Source organism: Pseudarthrobacter quantipunctorum, assembly GCF_045291495.1.
Taxonomy (GTDB): Bacteria; Actinomycetota; Actinomycetes; order Actinomycetales; family Micrococcaceae; genus Arthrobacter; species Arthrobacter quantipunctorum.
In genome coordinates, this window is sequence record NZ_CP148033.1 from 3715459 (window position 1) to 3739118 (window position 23660).

Genomic DNA, 23660 nt, shown 5'->3' on the forward strand with positions numbered 1-23660 from the left:
CGGTCGTCCGGGTGGAGGTGGTTTCCGGTGGACTGCTAGTGCATGTGGCTTCCGCCGTTGATGTCCACAGTGGTGCCCGTGAGGTAGGCAGAGTCCTCGGACGACAGGAAGGTGATCACGGCGGCGACTTCCTCTGTGGTGGCGTTGCGGCCCAGCGGGATGCCGGCGTTGATGGCGGCTTCCTGTTCTTCGGTGCTGCCAACGCGGATGTTGGTGTCCACGGCGCCCGGGGTAATGGCGTTGACCGTGACGCCGGTGGCACCCAGCTCGCGCGCAAGCGCCTTGGTGAAGCCGAGGATGGCCGCCTTGGCAGCCGAGTACGGAACCTTGCCGAACACGCCGCCGCCGCGCTGGGCGGAGACCGATGACATGTTGACGATGCGGCCCCAGCCGTTGCCGATCATGTCCGGAAGGAACGCCTTGGTGACCAGGTAGGTGCCGGTGGCGTTGACGTCCATGACCTTGTGCCAGAGCTCAAGGGTGGTTTCCAGGAACGGAACCGGCGAGGTGATGCCGGCGATGTTGGCCAGGGCGCCCACCGGCGGCAGGTTGCCGGCCGTGACTTCGGCTGCCACGGCGGCCTGCGCGGCGGTCACAGACGCTTCGTTGGCGACGTCGATCTCGTGGCCGAAGGCGGGAACGTTGAATTCATTGCCGATCTCGGCGGCGACCTTGGCCGACTTCTCGCCGTCGAGGTCCAGGATGACAACAGCCCAGCCCTGGCTGGCGTAGCGGCGGGCGGTGGTGATGCCGATCCCCCGGTCCGAGGTGGCCCCGGTGAGGACGGCGGTGCGCTGGATGGTGGTCATGATTGCTCCTTGGGTTTTCTTTGGATGGATCGATTGCTCCGTAGATGTCGTTCTGGACGTTCAAAACGGCAGGTACGGAACAGTCGACGGTCAGATGAGGTCAGTAATAAAGCTGGCGGCCTTGGCGGCCGCCGCGGGGCGCTCGTCGTGGGTGACGTCCCGGGTTTCGAGCTCGAGCGAGAAGTGCCCCGCGTAGCCCTCTGCAGCCAGCCGCTTGAGCCCGACTGCGAAGTCGGCTGCGCCATTGCCGATGCTGAGGTTGATGTTTCCCGGGACGGCGTCGCGGAGGTGAACGTGGCTGATGCGTCCCTGGTGCCGGTCTAGGTAGGCGTGGACGTCCTCGCCGGCCGCCGTGATGTGGCTGAAGTCCATGACGATTCCGACGCCGGATCCCGCCAGCCGGTCAGCCAGCAGTCCTGCACGCTCGAGGTTCCAGCAGAACCGCAGGAAGTGCAGGGATTCAGTCCAGAGTTCAACGCCGAAGCCGGCAGCGCGTTCACTGGCGTTGACCAGCTGGCCCGCGATGGTGTCCAGGTCCTCGTCGAGGCCTCGGACGGGGGTGTGGTCCAGGGCGCCGCAAGGAAGGACCAGCGCCCTGGCGCCGGTTTCCGCGGCCAAGGCCAGCAGGGCATCAAGGTGCTGGGTCCGTGCTGACCGGGCATCGGCGTCGAGCACTGCGTTAAGGTCCCCGATGTCCCCGTTCACTGAGCGCACGCGAAGGCCCGACGCCGAAACTTCAGCGGCGACGGCGGCCACCGCTTCAGGATCCAGGCTGTACGGCACGTGGTCGCACACCCCGGGAAGGGCGCCCAGGTCGATTTCCTCGAAGCCCAGGTCCTTCATGGTGCGCAGGGCCGGAGCCAGTTCCTGGTGCCGGAAGCTGATGGACGAGCACCCGAGCCGCGAATGGAACATCATTGATCCTCTTGTTCGTGCCAAGCCTTGGGCAACGCCCAGGACTAGTGATGGGGGCCACACTATTCCAGTTAACTGTCAACAGTCAACTCCCGAAGTTGACTGTTGACAGTAGGCATGGCCTGGGTCACACTGGAGCTATCATTTTGTTAACAGTCGACAGCGGGGATCCGATCCAGCCGCTTTTCGAAAGGGAACCACCATGAGCAATGAAGCTCTGAAAATGCGCGGGCATGTGCATGGCACCAAGGACGCCAAGCGCGTCGCCATCGGCTCAGGTGTCGGCGCTGTTATTGAGACCTATGACTTCATCGGCTTCGGCACCGCCGCTGCGCTGTACTTCGGGACTGCGTTCTTCCCCACCGGTGACCCCGTCACGGGCACCCTGGCCGCCTTCGCCACCCTCGGCGTTGGCTTCGCGGCCCGCCCCATCGGCGGCGTCATCGGCGGCCACCTGGGTGACAAGGTGGGCCGCAAGCCCGTCCTGGTTGCCTCCCTGATCCTGATGGGTGTGGCCACGTTCCTCATCGGCTTGCTCCCTACCTACGAACAGGTTGGCCTGCTGGCACCGGCACTGCTGGTGTTTGTACGCATCGTCCAGGGCCTGGCCTTCGGTGCTGAATGGGGCGGTGCCATCCTGATGAGCTATGAACATGCCCCGTGGAAGTCCAAGGGCAAGTACACGGGTATTGTGCAGGCCGGCTTCCCGGTGGGCCTCCTGCTGGCCAACCTCGTCTTCCTGGTCAGCGTGAACCTCGGCGGCGAGCTCGCCTGGCGCGTCCCGTTCCTCGCAAGCATCGTGCTCGTCGCCGTCGGCCTGATCATCCGGTCCAAGGTTCCTGAGTCCCCCGTCTTCGATGAGGTCAAGGAGAGCGGCTCCATTGTGAAGTCGCCCATCATCGAGGTCATCAAGACCGACTGGCGCAGCATCGTCCGCGGCATAGGCCTGCGCATTGCCGAGACTGCCGGCTACGCCGTGTCAATCACGTACATGATTTCCTACCTGCACACGCAGCAGCTCGCAGACAAGACCGAAACCCTCGTCGCCCTCTGCATCGCATCCTTCATCGGCATCTTCGCCACCATGGCGTGGGCCCGCCTCACGGACCGCATCGGCCGCCGGCCACTGTACGTCTGGTCCTGCGCTTTCGCTGCCCTGTTCGGCATCCCGATGTTCCTGCTGGTCAACACCGGCATGTTCATCTTCGTCATCGCCACGATCGTCATCTCCTACGCCGTCTGCCAGAACTCCCTTGCCGGCGCCCAGGGCCCATGGTTCCCCGAACTGTTCCAGGCCAAGACCCGCTCCTCCGGAGCCTCCCTGGCCTACCAGATCTCGGCCATGGTCTCCGGCTTCACGCCCTTCGTCACCACCCTGCTGTTCGTCGCCCTGGGCTGGATGGGCCCCGCACTCCTCTTCAGCTTCTACGCGGCAATCGGCCTCTGGGCCGCCGCGGTCACCCGGGAAACCTGGGGCAAGCGCGAACGCCAGCTGGCTGAGGAAGCCACCAAAAGCACCCCGAACACGGTGAGCGTCTAATGACCGCCACCCACGAGACAACCACGGAGCAAGCAATGCCAACGGATACCGCCCAGCAATACACCGTCCGGAACGGGGTGACGCAGGAACGGTTCGCAAAGATCAGCAGCGCCGCGTACCGGATCAGGCACCACGCCCTGAACATGGGCGAGGTCCAGGGCCAGGGCTATGTGGGCCAGGCCCTGGGCGCGGCGGACATGCTGGCCACGGTCTACGGTGACCAGCTCCGCTTCCGCGCCGATGACCCGCACTGGGAGGCGCGGGACCGGTTCCTGCTCTCCACAGGCCACTACGCAATCGGCCACTACGCGGCACTTGCCGAAGCCGGGATCGTCCCGGTGGAGGAGCTGGAGACCTACGGCTCGGACGATTCACGTCTGCCGATGTCCGGAATGTCCACCTACACGCCCGGCATGGAGATCTCCGGCGGCTCCCTGGGCCACGGCCTGACCATCGCCGTCGGCATGGCCCTTGGCCTGCGGTACCAGGGCTCAGAGGCGAGGGTGTTCAACTTCCTGTCCGACGGCGAACTGGATGAAGGCTCCACGTGGGAGGCGGCCATGGGCGCCCACCACCACCAGCTGGGCAACCTCACCGCAATGGTGGACATCAACGCACTCCAGGCGGACGGCAAGACGGACACCGTGCTCCGCACCGAGCCGGTCACCGAAAAGTGGGAATCGTTCGGCTGGTACACGCAGCGGGTGGACGGGAACGACGTCGGCGCGCTGCTGGCGGCGTTCGACAACGCGGCCGCCCAGGCCGCCGGCGTCGGACGTCCCTCGGTGATCCTGTGCGACACCAAGGTGGGCCGCGGCGTTCCGCTGCTGGAAAACCGCGAAAAGGCGCACTTCATGCGCATCGATGAACACGAATGGCAGATCTGCCGGGAGCAGCTGACCGCCGGCTACAAAGCCACTGAAGGAGACACCAAGTGAGCACCACCACCACGGGCGCGCCGGCACCTGCAGCCACGTCGACAGCCGCAAAGCCGAAGCTGAAGACCTCGGCGATGATCGCGTCCTTCGCCGACCCGGGCCAGAAGACGGCATCCGCCCCGTTCGGGCACGCCCTGGTCAAGGCCGCCCAGGAAAACGACAAAATTGTGGGCCTGACCGCTGACCTGGGCAAGTACACGGACATGCACATCTTCGCCAAGGCGTTCCCGGAGCGGTTCTTCCAGATGGGCATGGCGGAGCAGCTGCTCTTCGGCGCAGCCGCCGGCCTGGCCGAGACCGGGCTGGTGCCGTTCGCGTCCACCTACTCCGTATTCGCCGCCCGCCGGGCGTACGACTTCCTGTGCCTGGACGCCGCGGAACCGAACCTGAACGTGAACATCGTGGGTGGCCTGCCAGGCCTGACCACCGGGTACGGGCCCAGCCACCAGGCCACCGAGGACATGGCGATCTTCCGCGGCATGCCCAACCTGACCATCGTGGACCCCTGCGACTCGGTGGACATCGAACAGGCCGTCCCGCAACTGGCTGCAAGCGAGGGTCCCACCTACCTGCGCCTGCTGCGGGGGAACGTGCCCACGGTCCTGGATGAGTACGGCTACACGTTTGAGCTGGGCAAGGCCAAGGTGCTGCGCGGCGGCAACGACGTCGTGTTCATCTCGTCCGGCCTGATGACCATGCGGGCGTTGCAGGCAGCCAAGGCGCTGGCGGCACACAACGTGGATGTCGCCGTCGTGCACACCCCCACCATCAAGCCGTTCGACGCCGCCACCGTCCTGGCGGAAATCAACACCGACCGGCTCGCCGTGACGCTGGAAAACCACTCTGTGGTGGGCGGCCTGTTCGAAACGGTCGCCTCCGCCGTCGTCACCGCCGGCGTGGGCAAGCGCGTGGTCCCCGTGGCCCTGCCGGACCAGTTCCTCGATGCCGGGGCGCTGCCCACCCTGCATGACCGCTACGGCCTGGCCGTAGACCGGATCGTCGCCAAGGTGCTGGCCGAGCTCGGCTGATACCAGGGGCGCAAGGAAGCACGGCACCGGTTACGGCCGGGGCCGTGCTTCTGCCGTACTATCGAAACTACGCCGACTGTAAACAGTCGACTTCCAACATTGAGGACAAAACGATGGCCGGAGTGACAGCACCGCTGCTGGGACTGCAAAAGCGGAGCCTGCGGGAGCAGGCCCTCGCAGCGCTGAGGACCGCGATCACCAGCGGGGAGCTGGAGCCCGGCAGGCATCTGGTGGAAACCGAACTCTCGGACATGCTCCAGATCAGCCGGGGCACGCTTCGTGAGGCCCTCCGCCAGCTGGAACAGGAGGGCCTGCTCGCCGCCGGGCCGCGCGGCCGGCTTTCAGTCCGGCACCTGGACGAGAAGGAAATCCGGGACATCTACGCGGTGCGCGCAGCCCTGGAGTCACTCGCTGCCCGCACACTGTGCGAACTGCCCGAACGGCAGCATGTCACCGAATCCCTGCACAAAGCCATAGACGCAATGGCAGCAGCTGCCAACGGGACGCTGGAGGAACGGATCGAGTCCGATCTTGAATTCCACCGCACCCTGTGCAGGCTGACCGGGAACGAGACACTCCTCCACTCGTGGGAGTCCCTTGAAGGGTCCATCCGGATGTCCATCATGTTCGCGGGGCTGGAAAAGGGAGTCAGCAACATGAGCGTGGACCGCCACCGGGAAATCATGGCCGCCATCGACACGGGCGACGCCACCCTGGCCCGCAAGACCATCCTGGAGCACATGGACACGGCCGCGGCGAACCTTGTGTCTTAGTTTCTACTTGGTAGTTTCGTAATTCGCGCGAATAGTCCGGCTGCCCCCGGGTACGTTGGACTAAGAGCCGGGTGGCCGGGCATTACGCCTTGGGACCGCGGGACCAACTGTAGAAAGAGGACTCAATGCGGGAACCGAAGACCAGCGACGGAGTTTTTGAAGCGGAGACCGTTGCCGGCGAAAACGAGGAAGCAGCTGCTGAACCCTCAGTGGACCCGGACGTCAATTTCGACGAGCAGTTCTATCCGGCCCGGCCCAAGGCGCTGAGGCCCACTGCGCGGCGTCGCCAGTATTTTGCCACCAGGCCGTCCTTCGAATTCGACGGGCGGAATGCGGCCTACGTTGAGTGGCTGCGGAACCAGGCCATGCTGGGAGACGCCAACACGCTTGCCCGGCAGCTCTCAGGGCAGGCCAGCATGTGGCAGAACTCCTACGCGCATCCCAACCCCCGGGCTGCGGTTGAGCGTGCACCAGTATGGTTCACCGCCTATCCCTTGTCCTTCATCACCAGGTCCAGCCAGTCCTTCCTCTCCGCCCTGGGCGATCCGGCAATGTGGGAAGCGTTCAGCGAAATAGGGATCAGGGCCATCCACACGGGCCCGGTCAAACTGGCCGGCGGCATCAGCGGCTGGTCCCAGACCCCCAGCGTGGACGGGCACTTTGACCGGATCAGCATGGCGATCGATCCGGTGTTTGGCACGGAGGACGAGTTCCGCTCGATGTGCCAGGTGGCCGCAGACCACGGCGGCACGATCATCGATGACATTGTTCCCGGGCACACCGGAAAGGGCGCCGACTTCCGCCTTGCCGAAATGAACTTCCGGGACTACCCGGGGATCTACCACATGATCGACATCCCGGAGGAGGACTGGCACCTGCTGCCGGATGTCCCCGAAGGGCAGGACTCGGTAAACCTGAGCCCCGACTCCGAACAGGCCCTGCAGAAAGCCGGATACATCATCGGGCGGCTGCAGCGGGTCATCTTCTACGAGCCCGGCGTCAAGGAGACGAACTGGAGCGCAACCCGGGCGATCGTTGACACCGCAGGGAAAACCCGCCGCTGGGTCTACCTCCACTACTTCAAGGCAGGCCAGCCCTCCATCAACTGGCTGGATCCCACTTTTGCCGGGATGCGCCTGGTGGTCGGCGACGCACTGCACTCCCTGGTTGACCTTGGCACCGGTGCGCTCAGGCTCGACGCGAACGGGTTCCTCGGCGTGGAAAAGAGCGCGGAGGAGCAGCCGGGCTGGTCCGAGGGGCATCCGCTCTCCGAGGCCGCCAACCAGCTCATCGGGTCCATGATCCGCAAGGTGGGCGGGTTCTCCTTCCAGGAGCTGAACCTGACCATCGACGACATCAAGGCGACCTCGGAAGCGGGCCCCGACCTTTCCTATGACTTCATCACGCGGCCCGCGTACCACTACGCACTTGTTACCGCGGACACCGAGTTCCTGCGGCTGACGCTCAAGCTGTCCATGGACATCGGCGTCGACCAGGCGTCACTGGTCCACGCCCTGCAGAACCACGACGAACTCACCTACGAGCTGATGCACTTTGCCGCCGGGCACCGGGACGACGTGTTCGAGCTCAACGGCCAGGAACTTACAGGCGCGCAGGTGGCCGAACAGGTCCAGCAGACCATGCGGGAGCGCCTGACCGGCGAGAACGCACCGTACAACGCGCTGTTCACCACCAACGGGATCGCCTGCACGTCGGTCAGCTTCATCATGGCCGCGCTGGGCATCCGGGACCCCGAGGCGGTCACTCCCGAAGAAGAGGCCCGGATCCTGGATGTCCACATCCTCCTGGCCATGTACAACGCCCTCCAGCCCGGGGTCTTCGCCCTCTCCGGCTGGGACCTCGCCGGCATCATGGCACTGGACCGCAAGAGCGTTGCCGAACTCACCGCCCAGGGCGACACCCGCTGGATCAACCGCGGCGCCCACGACATCATGGGCACCAGCCCTGACGCGCAGACCTCCTCCGCAGGCATGCCCCGGGCGCGCAGCCTGTACGGCCCGCTCCCCGAGCAGCTGCAGAACTCGTCCTCGTTCGCCCGGCGGCTCCAGCGGATCCTGGCTGTCCGCGAAGAAAGCGGCATAGCCACCGGCGCCCTGCTCGACGTGCCGGACGTGTCCAACCGCGGCCTGCTGGTCATGGTCGTCCGGCTGGACAACGGCGCACTGGGGGTTACCGTGCTGAACTTCTCCGACCAGGATATTTCGGGCAGCATCCAGTCCAGCCACTTGGTCCCCGGGGCTGCCGTCCACGATCTGTTCACCGGCGATGCCGTTGGCCAGGTGGATGACCTGCACAGCTTCTTCCTCGAACTGCCCGCCTACCAGGGCACCGTCCTGCAGCTGACCGAGGAAGATGCCGCCCCTGACCAGGAAGAAGGCGCCCAGCACGGGGAGGCCTTGCCGTAGCGGAAGGGCCGCCCGGCGCCGTTCGGGAATCCCTTTGAGTTGTGAACCGTTAACCCAATGTGCGGCCGAAGGGCCGCTCCGGTTAACGAGGGATTGAATGAACGCGAAGTTTGTTTCAGTGGAGGACGATGCCGGGAAGGTCACCCGGTACGTCCGGCATGCCAACGGCGGCGGGCTCGTTGCCCCCGGGGCCTCCGTCCCGGAAAGTACCCGCATCGGACCCATGACGTATGTGGAGCCGGGCGCAAAGGTGGGTTCCGGGTGCCGGATCGGCCACGGCAGCTGGATTGACCGCGATGCCACGATCGGCGAGCGTGCCATTATTGGCGACGGCGTACGCATCGGCCGGGGAACGGTGGTTGGAAACCGCGCGAACATCGGCAGCCATTCGCGGATCGGCTCCGGGGTCCTGATCGAGCACGGGGTCCAGGTCCACGCAGACTCCGCAATTCCCGACGGCGGGGAGGTCCTCGCCGTCGGGAAGCGCGCGCCGCGTCGGGCCCAGGGGAAGGGCAGGCAGCGCCAGCAGACCAGGGGCCGGGTGGCCGCCTGAGCCGCGCCGCCCTCTTATGCGCTATGCCAGCTCAGTGCCTGTGGCTGCCCGCCAGGCGCCCCTTCACTCCTGCCGCTCCCCACACTGCCAGCAGCAGTGCCACCAGCAGCAGGCCGGCGTCGCCCAGGTCTATTGATCCCAGCCATACCGTCAGGGGATCCTCCAGCGCGAAGGCGGCATTGGCGAACCCGCCCAGCGTGATTGCCGCGATGAGCAGGGCCGACACCGCCGAGATGCCGGTGACCAGGGCACTAAAGCCCAGTCGCCGCTGCGGGTCGTCGAGCGCGGAACGGTACATCCGCATCATGGCCACCCCGTTCAAGGAATCGCAGAGGGTCATCGCCGCTGTGAACGCCAGCGGCAGGGCGAGCAGCGCGAACGGCGGCACTCCCGCCAGCGATGCCGCCGTCGTCATCATCAGCAGCCCGATGGTGGTGGCCGTATCGAAGCCCAGCCCGAACAGGAATCCGATCACGTAGATGTTCCGGGGCCGCCGCACCTTGGACAGCGGCCGGGCCAGCAGCCGCGCCATCAGTCCCTGGGGCTCAAGGTCGCTGGGGTCCACCGCCGCCCCGGCACGGGCCCGGCGGTAGGCCCGCGCTGAACGGGCGAAGGCCGAGCCGTTGAACAGGCCCATGGCCAGCAGGAACAGCCCCGAAACCCCGCTTCCAATCAGGCCAAGCACCAGGTTGCCCGTGGTCCCGTCCTGCATGAACTGGCCCACCAAACCGGCTCCTGCAATCACCAGGATCCCCGCCAGCGTCACCACCGAACTGTGCCCGAGGCTGAAGGCGAAGCCCACGCTCACGGGGTCCTGGTGCTGCGCCACGAACTTGCGCGTCGAGTTGTCTATCGCGGCGAGGTGGTCCCAGTCGTAGCTGTGCTTGACGCCGGCCAGGTAGGCCGTGAGCACGAGCCCCCACATGAGCGGCTCCGCACCGGAGCCTGCGGCGTTGCCGGCCAGCAGGATGACGACGGCGGCCGCGTGCAGGGCAGCCACGGCACCGAAGGTGAACAGCAGGCGGGTCCGCAGCGGCAGTGATTCCCGCCGGCGGTACAGCGTGGTGATGTTCGTGAGGGCTGTCATCAGTGTTTCCTCAGGTTCAGCGGTTCCTGCCCGTGCCACCGCTTTCGGAGGAGGTTGGCGCAGGCATTGAGCAGGCAGTTCAGTTCGCCGGTGCTGTTGGAGAGGGCGCGCAGTACCAGCCCGGTGGTTCCCGAGACCGTGCGGGCCAGGGAAACGCCTGCGCGGGCATCGTGGTCCAGGGTCAGTGCGTGCAGGTCGTCGGCGAGTGCCTGGTCCACCCGGGGATCCACCACCAGCAGCGAGCCCACGTGGCTGAAGCCCTCCATGAATCCCATTCCCGTGACATCCCCGGCCGGCGGCCTGATCAGGAGATTATCGAGGGCCAGGAGCCGGGTTCCGCCAGGGCCTTCAACACGGATTTCGTTGCGCAGCCGGACCTCCTCGTACCGGAAAGCGGCCCCGTCCGGCGACCATCCCGGAGTCACCACTTCAGCCATGACCAGGGACGACGACGGCCGTACAGTGATGTGCGTGTGCTGCCGGTAGCTGGCCTCCCGGTAGGCGATGAGCTGGTCCGGCATCAGGTCCAGCCGGGTCCCCTCCCCCAACCGAAGAGTCATCCGCTGCTCGGCAAAGGACCCCGGAGTCCGGTAAATCTTCGTAGCGGACTGGGTTGTCAGCAGCAGGTCAGCCCCGTCCTGCACCTCCACATCAAGAACAAAAAGATCAGCCCCAAGATAAGCCCCGCCAGGATTCACGACCACATAACAAACCTGCCCCGAGTCATCCAGATAGTGCGGGCGCAAAACCCGTAGGGCGCCCTGATGGTACTGATGCGCGGCCACTGAGCGCTGCCCACGCACGGCGACCCGAAGCTCAAGCACCCCCATAGGTGCCAATCCGTGAATGGGTCCGGCGGCCGCCGTCGTGGTCATGACGCGAGGTCGAGCATCAGGACGTCGCGCCTCACCCAATCAATGACCTTGTCGAGCCCTTCGTCGGTCTTGAGGTTGGTGAAGCAGAACGGCTTGGCGCCCCTGAATTCCCGCGAGTCCCGTTCCATGACGTTGAGGTCGGCGCCGACGTGGGGTGCGAGGTCGGTTTTGTTGATGATGAAGAGGTCGGACTTGATCATGCCCTGGCCGGCTTTACGGGGGATCTTTTCGCCCTGGGCCACGTCGATGATGTAGATGGAGAAGTCCACGAGTTCCGGGCTGAAGGTGGCGGAGAGGTTGTCGCCGCCGGATTCAACGAAGATGACCTGCAGGTCCGGGTGGCGGGCTTTGAGTTCCTCGATGGCGGCGGTGTTCATAGACGTGTCCTCGCGGATGGCGGTGTGCGGGCAGCCGCCGGTTTCGACGCCGATGATGCGGTCCACGGGGAGGATGCCGTTGGCGGCGAGGATTTTGGCGTCCTCGATGGTGTAGATGTCGTTGGTGATGGCGGCCATGGAGATCCCGCCGCTCATGTGCCTGGTGAGCCGCTCCACGAGCTGGGTCTTCCCTGCGCCCACGGGCCCGCCGATGCCGATCTTGATAGGTTCAGTCATGTTGTCCTCCTGAATTTATAAGCACAGTTTTTGCAAGCACAGTCAGCTCATGAACATCCGGGCACGTTGGCGTTCGTGCCGCATTTGCGAAATTTCCAGTCCGGGGGTGACGGCCCCAAAGTCGTCCGCCGTCAGGTGGGAGACCCGTTCGACGGCGGCAGCGACGCCGTCGGCCGCGTGCCGAAGCAGCCGCTGCCCGGCGTTCTGGCCGAGCGGGATGGCTCGGACTGCGTTCTGCGTCAGGGACGTGACGGTGGCGAAAAGGTAGGCGGCGAGCGCTTCCGGCAGCGGCACCCCCAGGGAGCGGACGACGACGGCGAACGCCAGCGGCTGGTGCCCCGCAGCCCGGCAGGTGGCCACCAGGTCCCGGTACAGTTCCAGCTCCGGCGAGGGATACACTTCCGCACCAATTTCGAGCAAACGGCCCCCCATCTTGAGGCTGGCCTCCCGGACCTGCCGAGGCAGCAGCGAGGCGGACAACAGCTCATCCAGTTCTCCAACATCCCACCCCTCGTACAGGAACCGGATAGCCAGCCCGTCGGAGTAAGTAAGCGACTGCGAGATAAAAGCAGAGAGCCACACCCCGAAATCAGCCTCATCAGCGACCACACCAGCGTCGACATAAGTCTCAAACCCAAGGGAGTGCGCAAAAGCCCCAGTAGGCAAAGCGGAATCGACAAGCTGCTGCAGTGCAAGCTGGTACCCGCTCACTGAAGGCGCACCCAAGGTGACAAATGCAAGCGACGCGACAGGTATGGGGCCGCGGCGTGGCGGGCCTCGTGGGGGGCCCACTGGCGCGAGGGCCCCGATCCGAGCTTGCGAGGATTGGGAGCGCCAGGGGACGGGCACGGCCCCATATCCCTCGCGGCGTCCCAAGCCGGGGAAACGGGGAGGGGTTTAGTGCGAGTGCTCAGCATGGCGGAAAGGAACGGGCATGACGCGTTCCTGCCGGGAGTAGGGCACACCCACGTGGAGAAGGTAGTCCTCGACGGTGTGGTCGTAGGCGCACACCATGACTTCAGCTCCGTATTCCGACGATGCGTCGAAGAACTGGGCCTGCAGGTGCCGGTTGCCGAGGGAGTGTGCCACGACGCCCATCTCGTGGATGGTGCGCGGGGCAATCACCAGGACGTCGGTGGGCAGCACGGACACCACGATCATGTTGGCGTCCCCGACGTGCAGGATGTCGCCGTCGCGCAGGTCGCCGGAGCCGGACGGGAGCCGGATGCCGATTTCCTTGCCGTGGTCCGTTGTGGCGCGTTGGATCCGTTTGACCAGTTGGGCGCTGGGAAGCACCACTTTCTCCTGGTGCAGGGTGGCGTAGGTATCCGGGTCCGGGAGTTCGTGCAGGTTGCCGAGGACTTTTTCGATGATCACTAGGTCTCCGAGGGCTTGGAAGAAATCAGAAGAGGAAGTAGCGCTGGGCCATGGGCAGAACGTCGGACGGTTCACAGGTGACGTCTTCGCCGTCGACCGTCACCTGGTACGTTTCGGGATCCACCTGGATGTCCGGCGTGGCGTCGTTGTATTTCAGGTCCGCCTTGGTGAGGGAGCGGATGCCGGAAACGGGCCGGATGACCTTCTCGAGCCCAAGCTCGGCGGGCACGCCGGCGTCGATCGCGGCCTTGGACAGGAAGGTGATGGATGACTGCTGCACGGCTTTCCCGAACGCGGCGAACATGGGCCGCATGGTGCGCGGCTGCGGGGTGGGGATGGAGGCGTTGGCGTCGCCCATCAGTGCATAGGCGATCTGCCCGCCCTTGATCACCAGCTCCGGCTTGACGCCAAAGAGGGCAGGATCCCACAGGACCAGGTCCGCGAACTTGCCCACCTCCACGGACCCCACGGAGTCCGCGATGCCCTGGGCGATGGCCGGGTTGATGGTGTACTTGGCCACGTACCGCTTGAGCCGGAAGTTGTCGCTGCCGGCACTGCCGTGGACACCGCCGTCGGCATCTTCCAAAGCACCGCGCTGCTTCTTCATCTTGTCCGCAACCTGCCACGTGCGGGTGATCACCTCGCCCACCCGGCCCATCGCCTGGGAGTCCGAGGAAGTGATGGAGAAGATTCCCAGGTCCTGCAGGACGTCCTCGGCGGCAATGGTCTCGGCACGGATCCGGGAATCGGCGAAGGCCACATCCTCCGGGATGTCCGGGTTGAGGTGGTGGCACACCATCAGCATGTCCAGGTGCTCTTCGATGGTGTTGCGCGTGTACGGAAGCGTGGGGTTGGTGGATGCCGGCAGGACGTTGGGCATTCCGGCGATCTTGATGATGTCCGGTGCGTGCCCGCCGCCGGCGCCTTCGGTGTGGAACGTATGGATGACGCGGCCGTTGATGGCGCGGATGGTGTCCTCCACGAAGCCGCACTCGTTGAGGGTGTCCGTGTGGATGGCCACCTGCACGTCGTACTCGTCAGCCACGGTGAGGGAGGTGTCGATCGAGGAGGTGGTGGAGCCCCAGTCCTCGTGCACTTTCAACCCGATGGCCCCGGCGCGGATCTGCTCAGCCAGGGGTTCGACGGCGGAGGCGTGGCCCTTGCCGAACAGCCCGATGTTCACGGGGAAGCCTTCGGCTGCCTGCAGCATGCGCTGGATATGCCATTTTCCGGGCGTCACGGTGGTGGCTTTGGTGCCTTCGGCAGGGCCGGTTCCGCCACCAATCATGGTAGTGATGCCGCTGGTCAGCGCCGTGGGGATCTGGTCCGGGGAGATGAAGTGGATATGGCTGTCCACTCCCCCGGCCGTGAGGATCTTGCGTTCGCCGGCAATGATTTCGGTGCTGGCGCCGATCACGATGTCCACGCCGTCGGTGATCTGCGGGTTGCCGGCTTTGCCGATCCTGAAGATATGCCCGTCCCTGATGGCGAGGTCCGCTTTGTAGATGCCGGTGTAGTCCAGGATCACCACGTTGGTGATCACGGTGTCCGGGATGTCCTCATCCCGCACCACCTGGCCGTTCTGGCCCATGCCGTCACGGATCACTTTGCCGCCGCCGAAGACAACCTCCTCGCCGTAGACGGTAAGGTCCTTCTCGATCTCCAGGAACAGGTCGGTGTCCGCCAGCCGGATGGCGTCGCCCGTCGTCGGCCCGAACAGGTCGGCGTACTGCCGGCGTGGGATCTCGAAGCTCACTTGCCGTCCCCTTCCGTGACGGACCCGCCCAGGAGGGTGCCGCCGTCGAGCTTTCCGTTGACTGCATTGCTGAGGCCGTGCACCTCACGGGCGCCGGCCAGTTCTATCAGCCGGACGCTGCGCGAGTCCCCCGGTTCAAACCGTGCCGCGGTCCCGGCGGGGATGTCCAGGCGCCGTCCGTACGCGGCTTCCCGGTCGAAGGCCAGTGCGGCGTTGGCCTCCGCAAAGTGGAAGTGCGAGCCCACCTGCACGGGCCTGTCGCCGGTGTTGGTGACCGCAACCTCGATGGCCTCGCGCCCGGCGTTGGCCGTCACCGGCCCGGACCGGAGGACGTACTCTCCTGGAATCATGGCGTGCCCTCTCAGCGGATGGGATCGTGGACGGTGACGAGCTTGGTGCCGTCGGGAAAGGTTGCCTCGATCTGCACGTCGTGGATCATCTCGGGCACGCCTTCCATGACGTCCTCCCGGGCCAGCAGGGTGGTGCCGTAGCTCATGAGGTCGGCAACGCTGCGGCCGTCGCGGGCACCCTCGATCAGTTCGTAGCTGATGATGGCCACAGCCTCGGGGTAGTTGAGCTTCAGGCCGCGGGCCTGGCGGCGGCGCGCGAGGTCGGCGGCCACCACGATCAAAAGCTTTTCCTGCTCGCGCGGCATCAGATGCATGTTGGTCCCTTCAACTGGCCGCTTGCGGCGGCGTGGGACCCACAGTAGGTTGCGGACGTTTCCGCCACGTTTCAGGTTTGTTATGCCCGGCTCTCCAGTCACCGGGCACCGGTGCGGGCCCATACATCTCCCCAGGTTTTGTACCCCTGCCGCAGGAAGGACGACGGCGCGTCGCCGGGACGCGCCGTCGTCCGTCACTGGGGGTGGGAGCCTTAGCGGGCGAGTCGCGCCAGGATGTCATCACTTGACTGGACGGGCTGGCGGTAGCTCGTGGAGAGGATGCGCAGCATGTCCTCTGCGTCCTGGCTGTCCTCAGAGGCCATCGCATCCTTGGCGTAGGTGACGCGGATGTTGTGTGCGAACGCATCCGCTCCGGTCTGGGCGATGCAGTTGTGCGTGGACACCCCGGCGAGCACAATCTCCTCAGCGCCCCAGTTGCGCAGCCTGGCCAGCAGGTTGGTTCCCACAAACGCGCTGTCCCGCGTTTTGGTCAGCTGCGGCAGGCCCCCGGTGGCCAGGCCGGGCACCGCCTGGGCCTGGCTGGTGCCGCGGAAAATGAAGCCTTGGTCATCGTCCAGCATGTTCAGAGACCAGGTGGATTTGTCCCGCTCGTGTTCCGTCCCCACCAGCAGGACCTTGTGCCCGCTCGCTTCGAAGCCCTCCATCAGCTTGTTGCAGGACGCCACCAGGCGCTCCTGCTGCGCGGCAAGTTCCGGCGCCTCGAAGAACGCGTTCTGCATGTCAATGACAAGAAGGGCAATCATGTGGCCACCTTTCCTCGTTGGTCTGCCGGAAAAGTACCCCGAGGTTGGGCGGGCGAAACCTGGTTCAGGACACCTGGGGCGCCGACTCGCGGACTTCCAGCTGGAATCCGGCCTCGATGTGCGCTGCCTGGCCCTCCGCCTCCCGCCCTTCGATCCGGTCGATCAGCAGGCCGATGGACCGTTCCGCGATCTCCTCCATGCCCGGCGAGACGGTGGTCAGGGAAGGCGAGGCGAACCGGGCCTCGTCGATGTCGTCGAAGCCCGCCACCGCCACGTCCCGTGGCACGTGGACGCCGCGGATCAGCAGCTCGTGCATGGCACCCAGCGCCAGGACGTCGTTCAGGCCGAAGACGGCGTCGAACTCCACACCGCCGTCCAGCAACCCGGCCACGGCGGCGGCGCCGTTGTCCCGGCGCCAGTCGCACGGGGCGATCAGCGCCGGGTCGAAGGGAACGCCGGCCTCATCCAGGGCCTTGCGGTAGCCGTTGAGCCGCAGGCCCGCGCTGCCGGCGGACTCGTCAGGGTGGGCCCCGATGACGGCAATCCGGCGGCGCCCGCCGGCCAGCAGGTGGGCGGTCAGGGCTGCAGCGGCCTCGCCGTTCTTCATGGTGACCAGGTCGAACCGGGGATCCAGGATGTGCTCACCCAGCAAAACCAGGGGTTTCTTCCCCAGGCGGGCGGCAATGGTGTCCGCGTCAATGACCAGCGGGGTGAACAGCAGGCCGTCGGTGAGCTGCCGGAACGGGCCCTGCAGGGCGTTCAGTTCCACCTCGCCCGCTGCGTCCGACTGCTCCACCAGGACCCGGTAGCCGCGGCGGGAAGCGGCCTTCATCAGCCTGGAGGCAAGTTCCGCGTAGTACGGCGCCGATAGGTCGGACAGGACCAGGCCCAGCATCCTGGTCTTCCCGGAGCGCAGGCTCCGGGCCGTCAGGTTCGCCTCGTAGCCCAGCTCCGCAATGGCGTCCTGGACGCGTTTTTTGGTGGCGGGGCGAATGAACTCGTAGTCGTTGAGCACGTTGGAGACCGTCTTGAGCGACACCCCCGCCGCCCTCGCAACGTCATTCATGGTGACCGCCATCATGGCTCCTTTAGGTGGTTCCGCCAGTTCCTGCCATACATCGTTGCAGAATTTTGCGGCCACGCTGCACCCACCGGCCAGGCAGGGTCACTGCGGCACGGTTCATGAAGGGAAGGTCAGGCCTTCGCCGCTTTCGCGGCTGCCTTGGCCGCCTGCTTGCTCGCCCGCACCTTGGCGAGGGATTCCGGATCCACGATGTCCGCCACGGAGAGGTAGGAGCCTTCCTCGCCGTAGTGCCCGGCCGCTTCTCGCCACCCCGGAGCCTGCAGTGCGCACTGCTTGCCGAGCAGTGCAAGGAAGATCCTGGCTTTCTGGTCACCGAAGCCGGGCAGGGCCTTCAGCCGGCGCAGCACCTCGGCGCCGTCCGGGTTGCCCCTGGTCCAGATGGCAGTGGCGTCGCCGTCCCACTCGTTGTGCACGGTTTCCGCGAGCGCCTGCACGCGGGCCGCCATCGAGCCGGGGAAGCGGTGGACGGCCGGACGTTCCTTGAACATCTCCACGAAGTCGCCTGGATCCTGCGAGGCGATGGCACCGGGATCCACGGATCCGATCCGCGCCCTGATTTTCTCCGGACCGGCGAAGGCCGATTCCATGGTCACCTGCTGGTCCAGCAGCATCCCTGTAAGCAACGCGAAGGCGTCCTCACTCAACAACTTGTCCGCGGCGGGATCGCCCGTGATGTGCAGTTCCATGCCGTCCATCCTCCCAGAGGTGGGGCGCCGCCGTCATGCCGTCCCTCCCCATGGAGTTTTCGTCCAGATACGCAGGGCTGTGGGCCGGCAATGTCAAGTGGTGGGAGCAACGCGGGGTGGTTAGGCCGCTTGCAGCAGCTGGTTTAGCCGGTTGGCTGGGGTGTCGAGGTTGAGGGTCGGTCGGGGGCGGCGGTTGAGCTTTGCCGCGATGCGGTTGAGGTCCTCAGGGGTATGGGCCGAGAGGTCGGAGCCTTTTTCGAACCAGAACCGCAGGAGCCGGTTGGTGTTTTCATTGGTGCCGCGCTGCCAGGGCGAGTGCGGGTCGCAGAAATAGAGCGTGGTTTCCAGCGCGGTCTGGATCTTCGCGTAGCCGGCGAGTTCTGTGCCGCGGTCCCAGGTGATCGAGCGGCGCAGGTGCTCCGGGAGGTTCGCCATTTCCCGGATCATCGCGGCGGCGACGGTTTCGGCGGTGTGGTCCCCGGGCAGGTGCAGCAGGATCGTGAACCGGGTTGAGCGCTCCACGAGAGTGCCGATCGCGGTCCCGTCAGAACCGATGATCAAGTCACCTTCCCAGTGCCCGGGGACTGCCCGGTCCTGGACCTCGGCGGGGCGTTCGCTGATCTTGAACGCCTCCTTGTAGGGGCTGCTCTTGAGCCGGTCGGCGGTGTGGGGGATGCGTTGTTTACGTTTCAGGCTGAGGTTTTCGGCCAGGTCTTTCCGCAGGCTTCCGCGGGTTTGGACGTATAGGGCCTGGTAGATCGTCTCGTGGCTCACCTGCATAGTCTGGTCACCGGCAAAGTAAAACGCCAGCATCGACGAGATCAGCTTAGGGCTCCACCCATCGTCCATCCACACCGCGATCAGCCGGCACAAATCCTCGTCCTCGATGAGCTTGAAGGGCTTGGGCCGGCGGCGTGCCTGATGGGCTCTGGTGTGCGCGACTTTAGCGTTGTACCTGCCCTCGGCGTCACAGTTGCGGTTGACCTCCCGCCAGATGACGGACTTGTCCCGTCCGATGGCCGCACCGATCTTCGCGTAGCTCATCCCGGCTTGCCGGCCCATCTGAATCATCCCCCTCTCGGCTTCGCTTAGTGCCCGCCCGCAGGAGACCTCCACGGACGGGGCAGGATCTGCCAGGCCGCCATGGGCCGAGATGCTCAGCGTCATCTGACCAGACTCGGCCCACCACTTCTTCCCGGTCCCGCGCGAGGCTCCGACACGCCGTGCAGCCTCACTGACGGACGCGCCGGAGCACACCAAATCAAGAAAATCATCACGAACATGGACAGGAAACAACTTCGGCATCAAACGCTCCATCAATCAGAGCGTTGCAACCACCATATGAATCTGCCGCCGTTTATCTCCGCATACCTGGACAAAAACTTCCGCGGGGGGCTACTGGTTGACGGCCAGCCGGATCATGGACCAGGACACGGCCGGCAGGTCCGCAGTGAGCCTGCCGCCGTCAGTTTTGACCGTGACGTTTTCCGTGGGCAGGACCGACGTCGAATCATCAGCGGTTGCCTGCCAGTACGGGTCCTTGTTGGAGTAAGTGACCGCTTCGAGGACCCGCACGCTGCCCAGGCCGGACACCACGGCGTCCAGGCCCAGCGCATCCGTGGCGGAGCGGTTGACGGCGAACACCACGGCTTCACCCTTGCCGGCGTCGTATGTTGCGACGGCGGACACGGCGGCAAAGCCGGCGGTCTTGCCGCCGCTGGCCAGCGGGGATTCGACGGCGAGCTGAAGCACCGTCCCGGAGGCGTGGCGGGAGGTGAGGGCGAACGGGTGGAAGGTGGTCTGCTTCCAGGCGCGGCCTCCGGGCTCGGTCATGATGGGCGCGATGACGTTCACCAGCTGGGCCAGGCTGGCTGAGTGGACGCGGTCCGTGTTCTTGAGCAGGGTGACCAGCAGGTCGCCGACGACGACGGCGTCCGCCACGGTGTAGGTGTCCTCGAGGAGGACCGGGGCCACCGGCCAGTCCTTGCCGGTGGGTGCGCGCGACTCGTCGCGGCTCATGTGCCACACGTTCCACTCGTCGAAGGAGATGTTGACCTGTTTGGTGGACTTCTTCACCGACTTCACATGGTCGATGTGGCTGACGATGTCCTGGATGAAGGTTTCCATCCGGTGCCCGGCGGAGAGGTGTTCCTGCAGGTCGCCGAAGTCCTCGAAGTACTGGTGGGCGGAGATCAGGTCCACCAGCTCGTAGGTTTCGGAGAGGACAACCCGCTCCCACTCACCGAAGGTGTCCATGGTGGGCCCCGAGCTGCCGCACGCCACGAGTTCCAGGTCCGGTTCGATCATCCGCATGCCGCGGGCGGCGTCTGCCGCAAGCCGCCCGTACTCAAGGGCGTTCTTGTGGCCGATCTGCCACGGGCCGTCCATTTCGTTGCCCAGGCACCACATCTTGATGCCGTAGCCCTCCTCAGCGCCGTTGGCCCGGCGCTGGTCCGAGAAGGCCGTGCCGCCGTCGATGTTGCAGTACTCGAGCAGATCAAGCGCTTCCTGCGTGCCCCGGGTGCCCAGGTTCACGGCCATCATGGGTTCAACGCCGGCCTTGGCGGACCACTTGGCAAATTCGTCCACGCCCACCAGGTTGGGGTCCGTGGAGTGCCAGGCGAGGTCCAGCCGGACCGGGCGCTTGTCCACCGGACCCACGCCGTCCTCCCAGCGGTAGCCCGAGACGAAGTTGCCTCCGGGATAGCGGACGGTGGACACTCCGAGTTCCCGGGTCAGTTCCAGCACGTCGCTGCGGAAGCCGTCCTCGTCGGCCTTCGGGTGCTCCGGCTCGAAGATCCCGGTGTACACACAACGGCCAAGGTGCTCCACGAAGGCACCGAAAGTGCGCCGCCGGACCGGCCCCACGGCGAAGGCGGGGTCCATGGTGATCCTGGCGGTGGCTGGTTCTGCAGTGGTCACGAAAACTTCCTCGTTTCTCATTTTGTACAACGTTATAGAAACATTCTTGGGGCTGTCGCGGCGGGAGTCAAGCATCCGCGGGCAACCTGGCAGTGGAGGCAGGTCCGGATTTGAGCAGCCCTATTCCCAGCCCGGCTGCGGCAACGGGGAAACAATAGGACGCCGGCCGGAAATCCAAGTAGTACCTAATCTGAAAATCGGGTATCCCTTACGCATTCACCGGCGCGGATAGCCCAACTAAGTTCTTCTCAGAGGCAAGACGACTTCTGACTCGTAGTACTTGTCTCACGAGGGGGTGTGAGACTGCAATGCACGCACAAAACATAAGTTCGGCTTTCCCGGCCCGCAGGGCACGGGTACTAAACGGGGCCGGCGACGAGGAGGCCTTTGAGACCAAGGCCTCTCCCCCAGCCGTCGCCGGCCCTCTTCGTGCGCAGAAGGGCAAAGGCCGCCGGCCGGCACAGCACGCTCCGGCGGCGCTGGCTGCGGCGGCGCTGGCTGCCGCGGGCGAGGCCGGTCCGGCGGACAGCGGCGCCCAGGATGACCTCCTCCTCGACCTGGTCAGCGGCACCCACAACCTGCGTGAATCCCTTGACGTGCTTGCCGCCGCAGCCGTCCGGACAATTGTCCGGGCCACGGGCCTGAGGATTGAGTGCGGCGTTGTGGTGCACCAGCCGAAGAGGAATTCCGCCGTTACCGGCACCTCCGGGGGCGTTGTGGAGCTCCTGGAATGGGAGCAGAACGCCGGGGAGGGCCCTCTGCACGAGGTGCTGGCCGGCCACCATCCGGTGGCCGTGCTCCAGCGCAACGGCGATTTCCGCTGGCCGCGTTATTCCACCCAGCTGCAGATGGCGGGTTTCGGCAGTGCCATGGGGATCAGGCTTCGGATCGCAACCGATGCCGACGGCGACGGCACCGGCCAGGCGGACGCACCTGCCGCCCTGGCACTGTTTGCCCAGGACGCTAAGGCGTTCCCGCTTCAGGTCATCTCCGAAGCCCGCGGCTTCGCAGGCCTTGCGGCGAAGAGCCTGGACGTTGCCGTCAGCCTGCATTCAGCCAGGTCCACCGCCACGGACCTGCGCTCAGCCTTGGACAGCCGGACCTCCATCAACGTGGCGTGCGGAGTGATCATGGCCCAGAACAGGTGCTCCTACCACGAGGCTTTTGCCATCCTGGCCAAGGCGTCGAGCCACCGCAACATCAAGGTGCGCAGGGTGGCCGAGGACATCCTGGACAAGCTCCCCGAAGGACCGCCCCGCGCACACTTCGGCAGCTAGATCCCGCCTGCCAGCTTGTAGTAGGCAGCATTCCAGTTCAGGTCCTTCTTGAACTGCCGGATGGTGGTTCCCTCGTCGATGGTGAGCAGCTCTGTTTTGGCGATTTCGGCGAAGTCCTCGAACACGTCCATGCCCACCTGCGTGGACAGGACGGTGTGGTGCGCGGCTCCCGCCGTGAGCCAGGCCGCGGCGGAGGTGGCGAAGTCCGGCTTGGGCTGCCAGAGGGCGCGGGCCACCGGAAGGTTGGGCAGCGGCTGGTCCAGGGGAACCACGTCGACGGCGTTCGCCACCAGGCGGAAGCGGTCCCGCATGTCCGAAAGGGCCACCACGACGCCCGGGGAGGCATCGGCGTCGAACACCAGGCGGACCGGGTCCTCCTTGCCGCCGATGCCCAGCGGGTGGATCTCCAGCCGCGGCTTCGCGGCAGTGAGCGAGGGGCAGACCTCCAGCATGTGCGCGCCCAGGATCTTCTCCGCACCCGGCGCCAGGTGGTAGGTGTAGTCCTCCATCAGGGACGCGCCGCCGGGCAGGCCTGCACCCATGACCTTCGCGGCGCGGACCAGGATGGCGGTCTTCCAGTCGCCCTCGGCACCGAAGCCGTAGCCGGCCGCCATCAGGCGCTGGACAGCCAGGCCGGGGAGCTGGCGGAGCGCGCCGAGGTCCTCGAAGGAGGTGGTGAACGCGGCAGAGCCGTTGGCTTCCAGGAAGCTGCGCAGTCCCAGCTCGATCCGGGCGCCGTAGCGGAGCGACTCGTGCCGTGCCGCGCCTGCGCGGAGCTCCGGAACCACGTCGTAAAGGTCCTCATACTCGGCAACCAGCGTGTCGACGTCGGACTCCACAGCACCGTGCACGGCGTCGGCAAGCTCGTTGACGGACCACGTGTTTACCGCCACGCCGAAGCGCAGCTCGGCCTCGGTCTTGTCACCTTCGGTGACGGCGACGTTGCGCATGTTGTCCCCGAAGCGGGTCAGTTTCAGGGTGCGGACGGCGGCCCAGCCAGCGGCGGCGCGCTGCCAGGACCCCACCTGGCGGGCCACCTCCGGGTTGGAGACGTGCCCCACCACGGTCTTGCGGGCGATGCCCAGGCGGGACTGGATGTACCCGAACTCGCGGTCGCCGTGGGCTGCCTGGTTGAGGTTCATGAAGTCGAAGTCGATATCCGCCCAGGGCAGCTCCACGTTGGCCTGGGTGTGCAGGTGCAGCAGCGGCTTGCGGAGCAGGTCCAGGCCGGAGATCCACATCTTGGCCGGGCTGAAGGTGTGCATCCAGGCGGTCACGCCGATGACGGAATCGTTCGAGTTCGCCTCGAGAGCGGTGCGGCGGATGGCGTCGGAGTCGGTCAGGACCGGCTTCCAGACGATCCGCACCGGGACGGCAGAACTGGCGTTGAGCTGGTTGGCGATCTCCTGCGACTGGGCGGCCACCTGCTTGAGGACGTCCTCGCCGTAGAGGTGCTGGCTGCCGGTGAGGAACCAGACTTCATAGCCGTCAAGGGAAGTGTTTGCTGCGGTGCTCATGGGTTCTCCTGCGAAAGTTTTTTGGGACGTTGCGGCGGCGCGTCCGGCCGGGATG

23 protein-coding genes are annotated in these 23660 nt (G+C 65.8%); 7 read left to right on the plus strand and 16 right to left on the minus strand.

Annotation, left to right across the window (positions count from 1 at the left end; genetic code table 11):
* Nucleotides 1-35: 35 nt before the first annotated feature.
* Complete coding sequence (locus tag WHH00_RS16930) at nucleotides 36-809, minus strand: SDR family NAD(P)-dependent oxidoreductase (protein ID WP_406634595.1); 774 nt, start codon at nucleotides 807-809, stop codon at nucleotides 36-38.
* A gap of 90 nt (nucleotides 810-899) precedes the next feature.
* Nucleotides 900-1724: a sugar phosphate isomerase/epimerase family protein gene (locus WHH00_RS16935; protein ID WP_406638649.1), complete on the minus strand. Its 825-nt coding sequence runs from the start codon at nucleotides 1722-1724 to the stop codon at nucleotides 900-902.
* A gap of 202 nt (nucleotides 1725-1926) precedes the next feature.
* Here WHH00_RS16935 and WHH00_RS16940 point away from each other — a divergent pair, with 202 nt between their 5' ends.
* The 6 genes from WHH00_RS16940 to WHH00_RS16965 all read left to right on the plus strand — a co-directional run bounded on the left by WHH00_RS16940 (nucleotide 1927) and on the right by WHH00_RS16965 (nucleotide 8982).
* A complete protein-coding gene (locus WHH00_RS16940; protein WP_406634597.1) occupies nucleotides 1927-3264 on the plus strand; it encodes an MFS transporter in 1338 nt (445 codons plus the stop codon).
* 35 nt (nucleotides 3265-3299) lie between these two features.
* Complete coding sequence (locus tag WHH00_RS16945) at nucleotides 3300-4202, plus strand: transketolase (protein WP_406634599.1); 903 nt, start codon at nucleotides 3300-3302, stop codon at nucleotides 4200-4202.
* A gap of 74 nt (nucleotides 4203-4276) precedes the next feature.
* Nucleotides 4277-5230 carry a transketolase family protein gene (locus WHH00_RS16950; protein ID WP_406638651.1) on the plus strand — a complete coding sequence of 318 codons (954 nt, stop codon included), beginning with the start codon at nucleotides 4277-4279 and terminating at the stop codon, nucleotides 5228-5230.
* A gap of 113 nt (nucleotides 5231-5343) precedes the next feature.
* Nucleotides 5344-6003 (plus strand): GntR family transcriptional regulator, encoded by a 660-nt coding sequence (locus WHH00_RS16955; RefSeq protein WP_406634601.1) that lies wholly within the window; start codon nucleotides 5344-5346, stop codon nucleotides 6001-6003.
* A 125-nt stretch (nucleotides 6004-6128) separates the two neighbouring features.
* Nucleotides 6129-8429, plus strand: coding sequence for a maltose alpha-D-glucosyltransferase (gene treS, locus WHH00_RS16960; RefSeq protein ID WP_406634603.1), 2301 nt, complete (start codon nucleotides 6129-6131; stop codon nucleotides 8427-8429).
* 97 nt (nucleotides 8430-8526) lie between these two features.
* Nucleotides 8527-8982: a transferase gene (locus WHH00_RS16965; protein WP_406634605.1), complete on the plus strand. Its 456-nt coding sequence runs from the start codon at nucleotides 8527-8529 to the stop codon at nucleotides 8980-8982.
* Between the two features lie 31 nt (nucleotides 8983-9013).
* Here the strand turns inward: WHH00_RS16965 and WHH00_RS16970 are convergent, their stop codons facing one another.
* The 13 genes from WHH00_RS16970 to WHH00_RS17030 all read right to left on the minus strand — a co-directional run bounded on the left by WHH00_RS16970 (nucleotide 9014) and on the right by WHH00_RS17030 (nucleotide 20832).
* On the minus strand, nucleotides 9014-10069 hold the full coding sequence (locus tag WHH00_RS16970) for a HoxN/HupN/NixA family nickel/cobalt transporter (protein ID WP_406634607.1): 1056 nt from the start codon (nucleotides 10067-10069) through the stop codon (nucleotides 9014-9016).
* Nucleotides 10069-10899 (minus strand): urease accessory protein UreD, encoded by an 831-nt coding sequence (locus WHH00_RS16975; protein WP_406638653.1) that lies wholly within the window; start codon nucleotides 10897-10899, stop codon nucleotides 10069-10071. The genes WHH00_RS16970 and WHH00_RS16975 overlap by 1 nt, the downstream gene beginning before the upstream one ends.
* 41 nt (nucleotides 10900-10940) lie before the next feature.
* On the minus strand, nucleotides 10941-11558 hold the full coding sequence (gene ureG / locus WHH00_RS16980; RefSeq protein WP_231456130.1) for an urease accessory protein UreG: 618 nt from the start codon (nucleotides 11556-11558) through the stop codon (nucleotides 10941-10943).
* Between the two features lie 42 nt (nucleotides 11559-11600).
* Nucleotides 11601-12269: an urease accessory protein UreF gene (locus WHH00_RS16985; RefSeq protein ID WP_406634609.1), complete on the minus strand. Its 669-nt coding sequence runs from the start codon at nucleotides 12267-12269 to the stop codon at nucleotides 11601-11603.
* A gap of 186 nt (nucleotides 12270-12455) precedes the next feature.
* Nucleotides 12456-12935 (minus strand): urease accessory protein UreE, encoded by a 480-nt coding sequence (ureE, locus tag WHH00_RS16990; RefSeq protein WP_406634611.1) that lies wholly within the window; start codon nucleotides 12933-12935, stop codon nucleotides 12456-12458.
* Nucleotides 12936-12960: 25 nt separating this feature from the next.
* Nucleotides 12961-14691, minus strand: a complete 1731-nt coding sequence (ureC, locus tag WHH00_RS16995; RefSeq protein WP_406634613.1) for an urease subunit alpha — start codon at nucleotides 14689-14691, stop codon at nucleotides 12961-12963.
* Nucleotides 14688-15041, minus strand: coding sequence for an urease subunit beta (locus tag WHH00_RS17000; RefSeq protein ID WP_406634615.1), 354 nt, complete (start codon nucleotides 15039-15041; stop codon nucleotides 14688-14690). The genes ureC and WHH00_RS17000 overlap by 4 nt, the downstream gene beginning before the upstream one ends.
* Nucleotides 15042-15052: 11 nt before the next feature.
* Nucleotides 15053-15355 carry an urease subunit gamma gene (locus tag WHH00_RS17005; protein WP_231456125.1) on the minus strand — a complete coding sequence of 101 codons (303 nt, stop codon included), beginning with the start codon at nucleotides 15353-15355 and terminating at the stop codon, nucleotides 15053-15055.
* Between the two features lie 212 nt (nucleotides 15356-15567).
* The gene (locus WHH00_RS17010; protein WP_406634617.1) at nucleotides 15568-16119 is read right to left on the minus strand and encodes a cysteine hydrolase family protein; all 552 of its coding nucleotides are present in this window, start codon (nucleotides 16117-16119) and stop codon (nucleotides 15568-15570) included.
* Between the two features lie 64 nt (nucleotides 16120-16183).
* On the minus strand, nucleotides 16184-17197 hold the full coding sequence (locus WHH00_RS17015; protein WP_406638655.1) for a LacI family DNA-binding transcriptional regulator: 1014 nt from the start codon (nucleotides 17195-17197) through the stop codon (nucleotides 16184-16186).
* Between the two features lie 116 nt (nucleotides 17198-17313).
* The gene (locus WHH00_RS17020; RefSeq protein ID WP_406634619.1) at nucleotides 17314-17898 is read right to left on the minus strand and encodes an HhH-GPD-type base excision DNA repair protein; all 585 of its coding nucleotides are present in this window, start codon (nucleotides 17896-17898) and stop codon (nucleotides 17314-17316) included.
* A 111-nt stretch (nucleotides 17899-18009) separates the two neighbouring features.
* Entirely contained in the window at nucleotides 18010-19194 is a 1185-nt protein-coding gene (locus tag WHH00_RS17025; protein WP_374152828.1) for an IS30 family transposase, read from the minus strand.
* A gap of 90 nt (nucleotides 19195-19284) precedes the next feature.
* Nucleotides 19285-20832: an alpha-N-arabinofuranosidase gene (locus WHH00_RS17030; RefSeq protein WP_406634621.1), complete on the minus strand. Its 1548-nt coding sequence runs from the start codon at nucleotides 20830-20832 to the stop codon at nucleotides 19285-19287.
* Nucleotides 20833-21119: 287 nt separating this feature from the next.
* On the opposite strand from WHH00_RS17030, the gene WHH00_RS17035 reads away from it, so the two are divergent.
* Nucleotides 21120-22088, plus strand: coding sequence for an ANTAR domain-containing protein (locus tag WHH00_RS17035; RefSeq protein WP_406634623.1), 969 nt, complete (start codon nucleotides 21120-21122; stop codon nucleotides 22086-22088).
* On the opposite strand, the gene araA is transcribed toward WHH00_RS17035, so the two are convergent.
* Nucleotides 22085-23605 (minus strand): L-arabinose isomerase, encoded by a 1521-nt coding sequence (gene araA / locus WHH00_RS17040; protein WP_406634625.1) that lies wholly within the window; start codon nucleotides 23603-23605, stop codon nucleotides 22085-22087. The genes WHH00_RS17035 and araA overlap by 4 nt on opposite strands.
* Nucleotides 23606-23660: the final 55 nt, after the last annotated feature.

Bases quoted from the DNA above. Each gene is read 5' to 3' on its own strand.
- WHH00_RS16930 (WP_406634595.1), bottom strand. From the start codon at position 809: ATGACCACCATCCAGCGCACCGCCGTCCTCACCGGGGCCACCTCGGAC.
- WHH00_RS16935 (WP_406638649.1), bottom strand. From the start codon at position 1,724: ATGTTCCATTCGCGGCTCGGGTGCTCGTCCATCAGCTTCCGGCACCAG.
- WHH00_RS16940 (WP_406634597.1), top strand. From the start codon at position 1,927: ATGAGCAATGAAGCTCTGAAAATGCGCGGGCATGTGCATGGCACCAAG.
- WHH00_RS16945 (WP_406634599.1), top strand. From the start codon at position 3,300: ATGCCAACGGATACCGCCCAGCAATACACCGTCCGGAACGGGGTGACG.
- WHH00_RS16950 (WP_406638651.1), top strand. From the start codon at position 4,277: ATGATCGCGTCCTTCGCCGACCCGGGCCAGAAGACGGCATCCGCCCCG.
- WHH00_RS16955 (WP_406634601.1), top strand. From the start codon at position 5,344: ATGGCCGGAGTGACAGCACCGCTGCTGGGACTGCAAAAGCGGAGCCTG.
- treS (WP_406634603.1), top strand. From the start codon at position 6,129: ATGCGGGAACCGAAGACCAGCGACGGAGTTTTTGAAGCGGAGACCGTT.
- WHH00_RS16965 (WP_406634605.1), top strand. From the start codon at position 8,527: ATGAACGCGAAGTTTGTTTCAGTGGAGGACGATGCCGGGAAGGTCACC.
- WHH00_RS16970 (WP_406634607.1), bottom strand. From the start codon at position 10,069: ATGACAGCCCTCACGAACATCACCACGCTGTACCGCCGGCGGGAATCA.
- WHH00_RS16975 (WP_406638653.1), bottom strand. From the start codon at position 10,899: ATGGGGGTGCTTGAGCTTCGGGTCGCCGTGCGTGGGCAGCGCTCAGTG.
- ureG (WP_231456130.1), bottom strand. From the start codon at position 11,558: ATGACTGAACCTATCAAGATCGGCATCGGCGGGCCCGTGGGCGCAGGG.
- WHH00_RS17000 (WP_406634615.1), bottom strand. From the start codon at position 15,041: ATGATTCCAGGAGAGTACGTCCTCCGGTCCGGGCCGGTGACGGCCAAC.
- WHH00_RS17005 (WP_231456125.1), bottom strand. From the start codon at position 15,355: ATGCATCTGATGCCGCGCGAGCAGGAAAAGCTTTTGATCGTGGTGGCC.
- WHH00_RS17010 (WP_406634617.1), bottom strand. From the start codon at position 16,119: ATGATTGCCCTTCTTGTCATTGACATGCAGAACGCGTTCTTCGAGGCG.
- WHH00_RS17015 (WP_406638655.1), bottom strand. From the start codon at position 17,197: ATGGCGGTCACCATGAATGACGTTGCGAGGGCGGCGGGGGTGTCGCTC.
- WHH00_RS17020 (WP_406634619.1), bottom strand. From the start codon at position 17,898: ATGGACGGCATGGAACTGCACATCACGGGCGATCCCGCCGCGGACAAG.
- WHH00_RS17025 (WP_374152828.1), bottom strand. From the start codon at position 19,194: ATGCCGAAGTTGTTTCCTGTCCATGTTCGTGATGATTTTCTTGATTTG.
- WHH00_RS17030 (WP_406634621.1), bottom strand. From the start codon at position 20,832: ATGAGAAACGAGGAAGTTTTCGTGACCACTGCAGAACCAGCCACCGCC.
- WHH00_RS17035 (WP_406634623.1), top strand. From the start codon at position 21,120: ATGCACGCACAAAACATAAGTTCGGCTTTCCCGGCCCGCAGGGCACGG.
- araA (WP_406634625.1), bottom strand. From the start codon at position 23,605: ATGAGCACCGCAGCAAACACTTCCCTTGACGGCTATGAAGTCTGGTTC.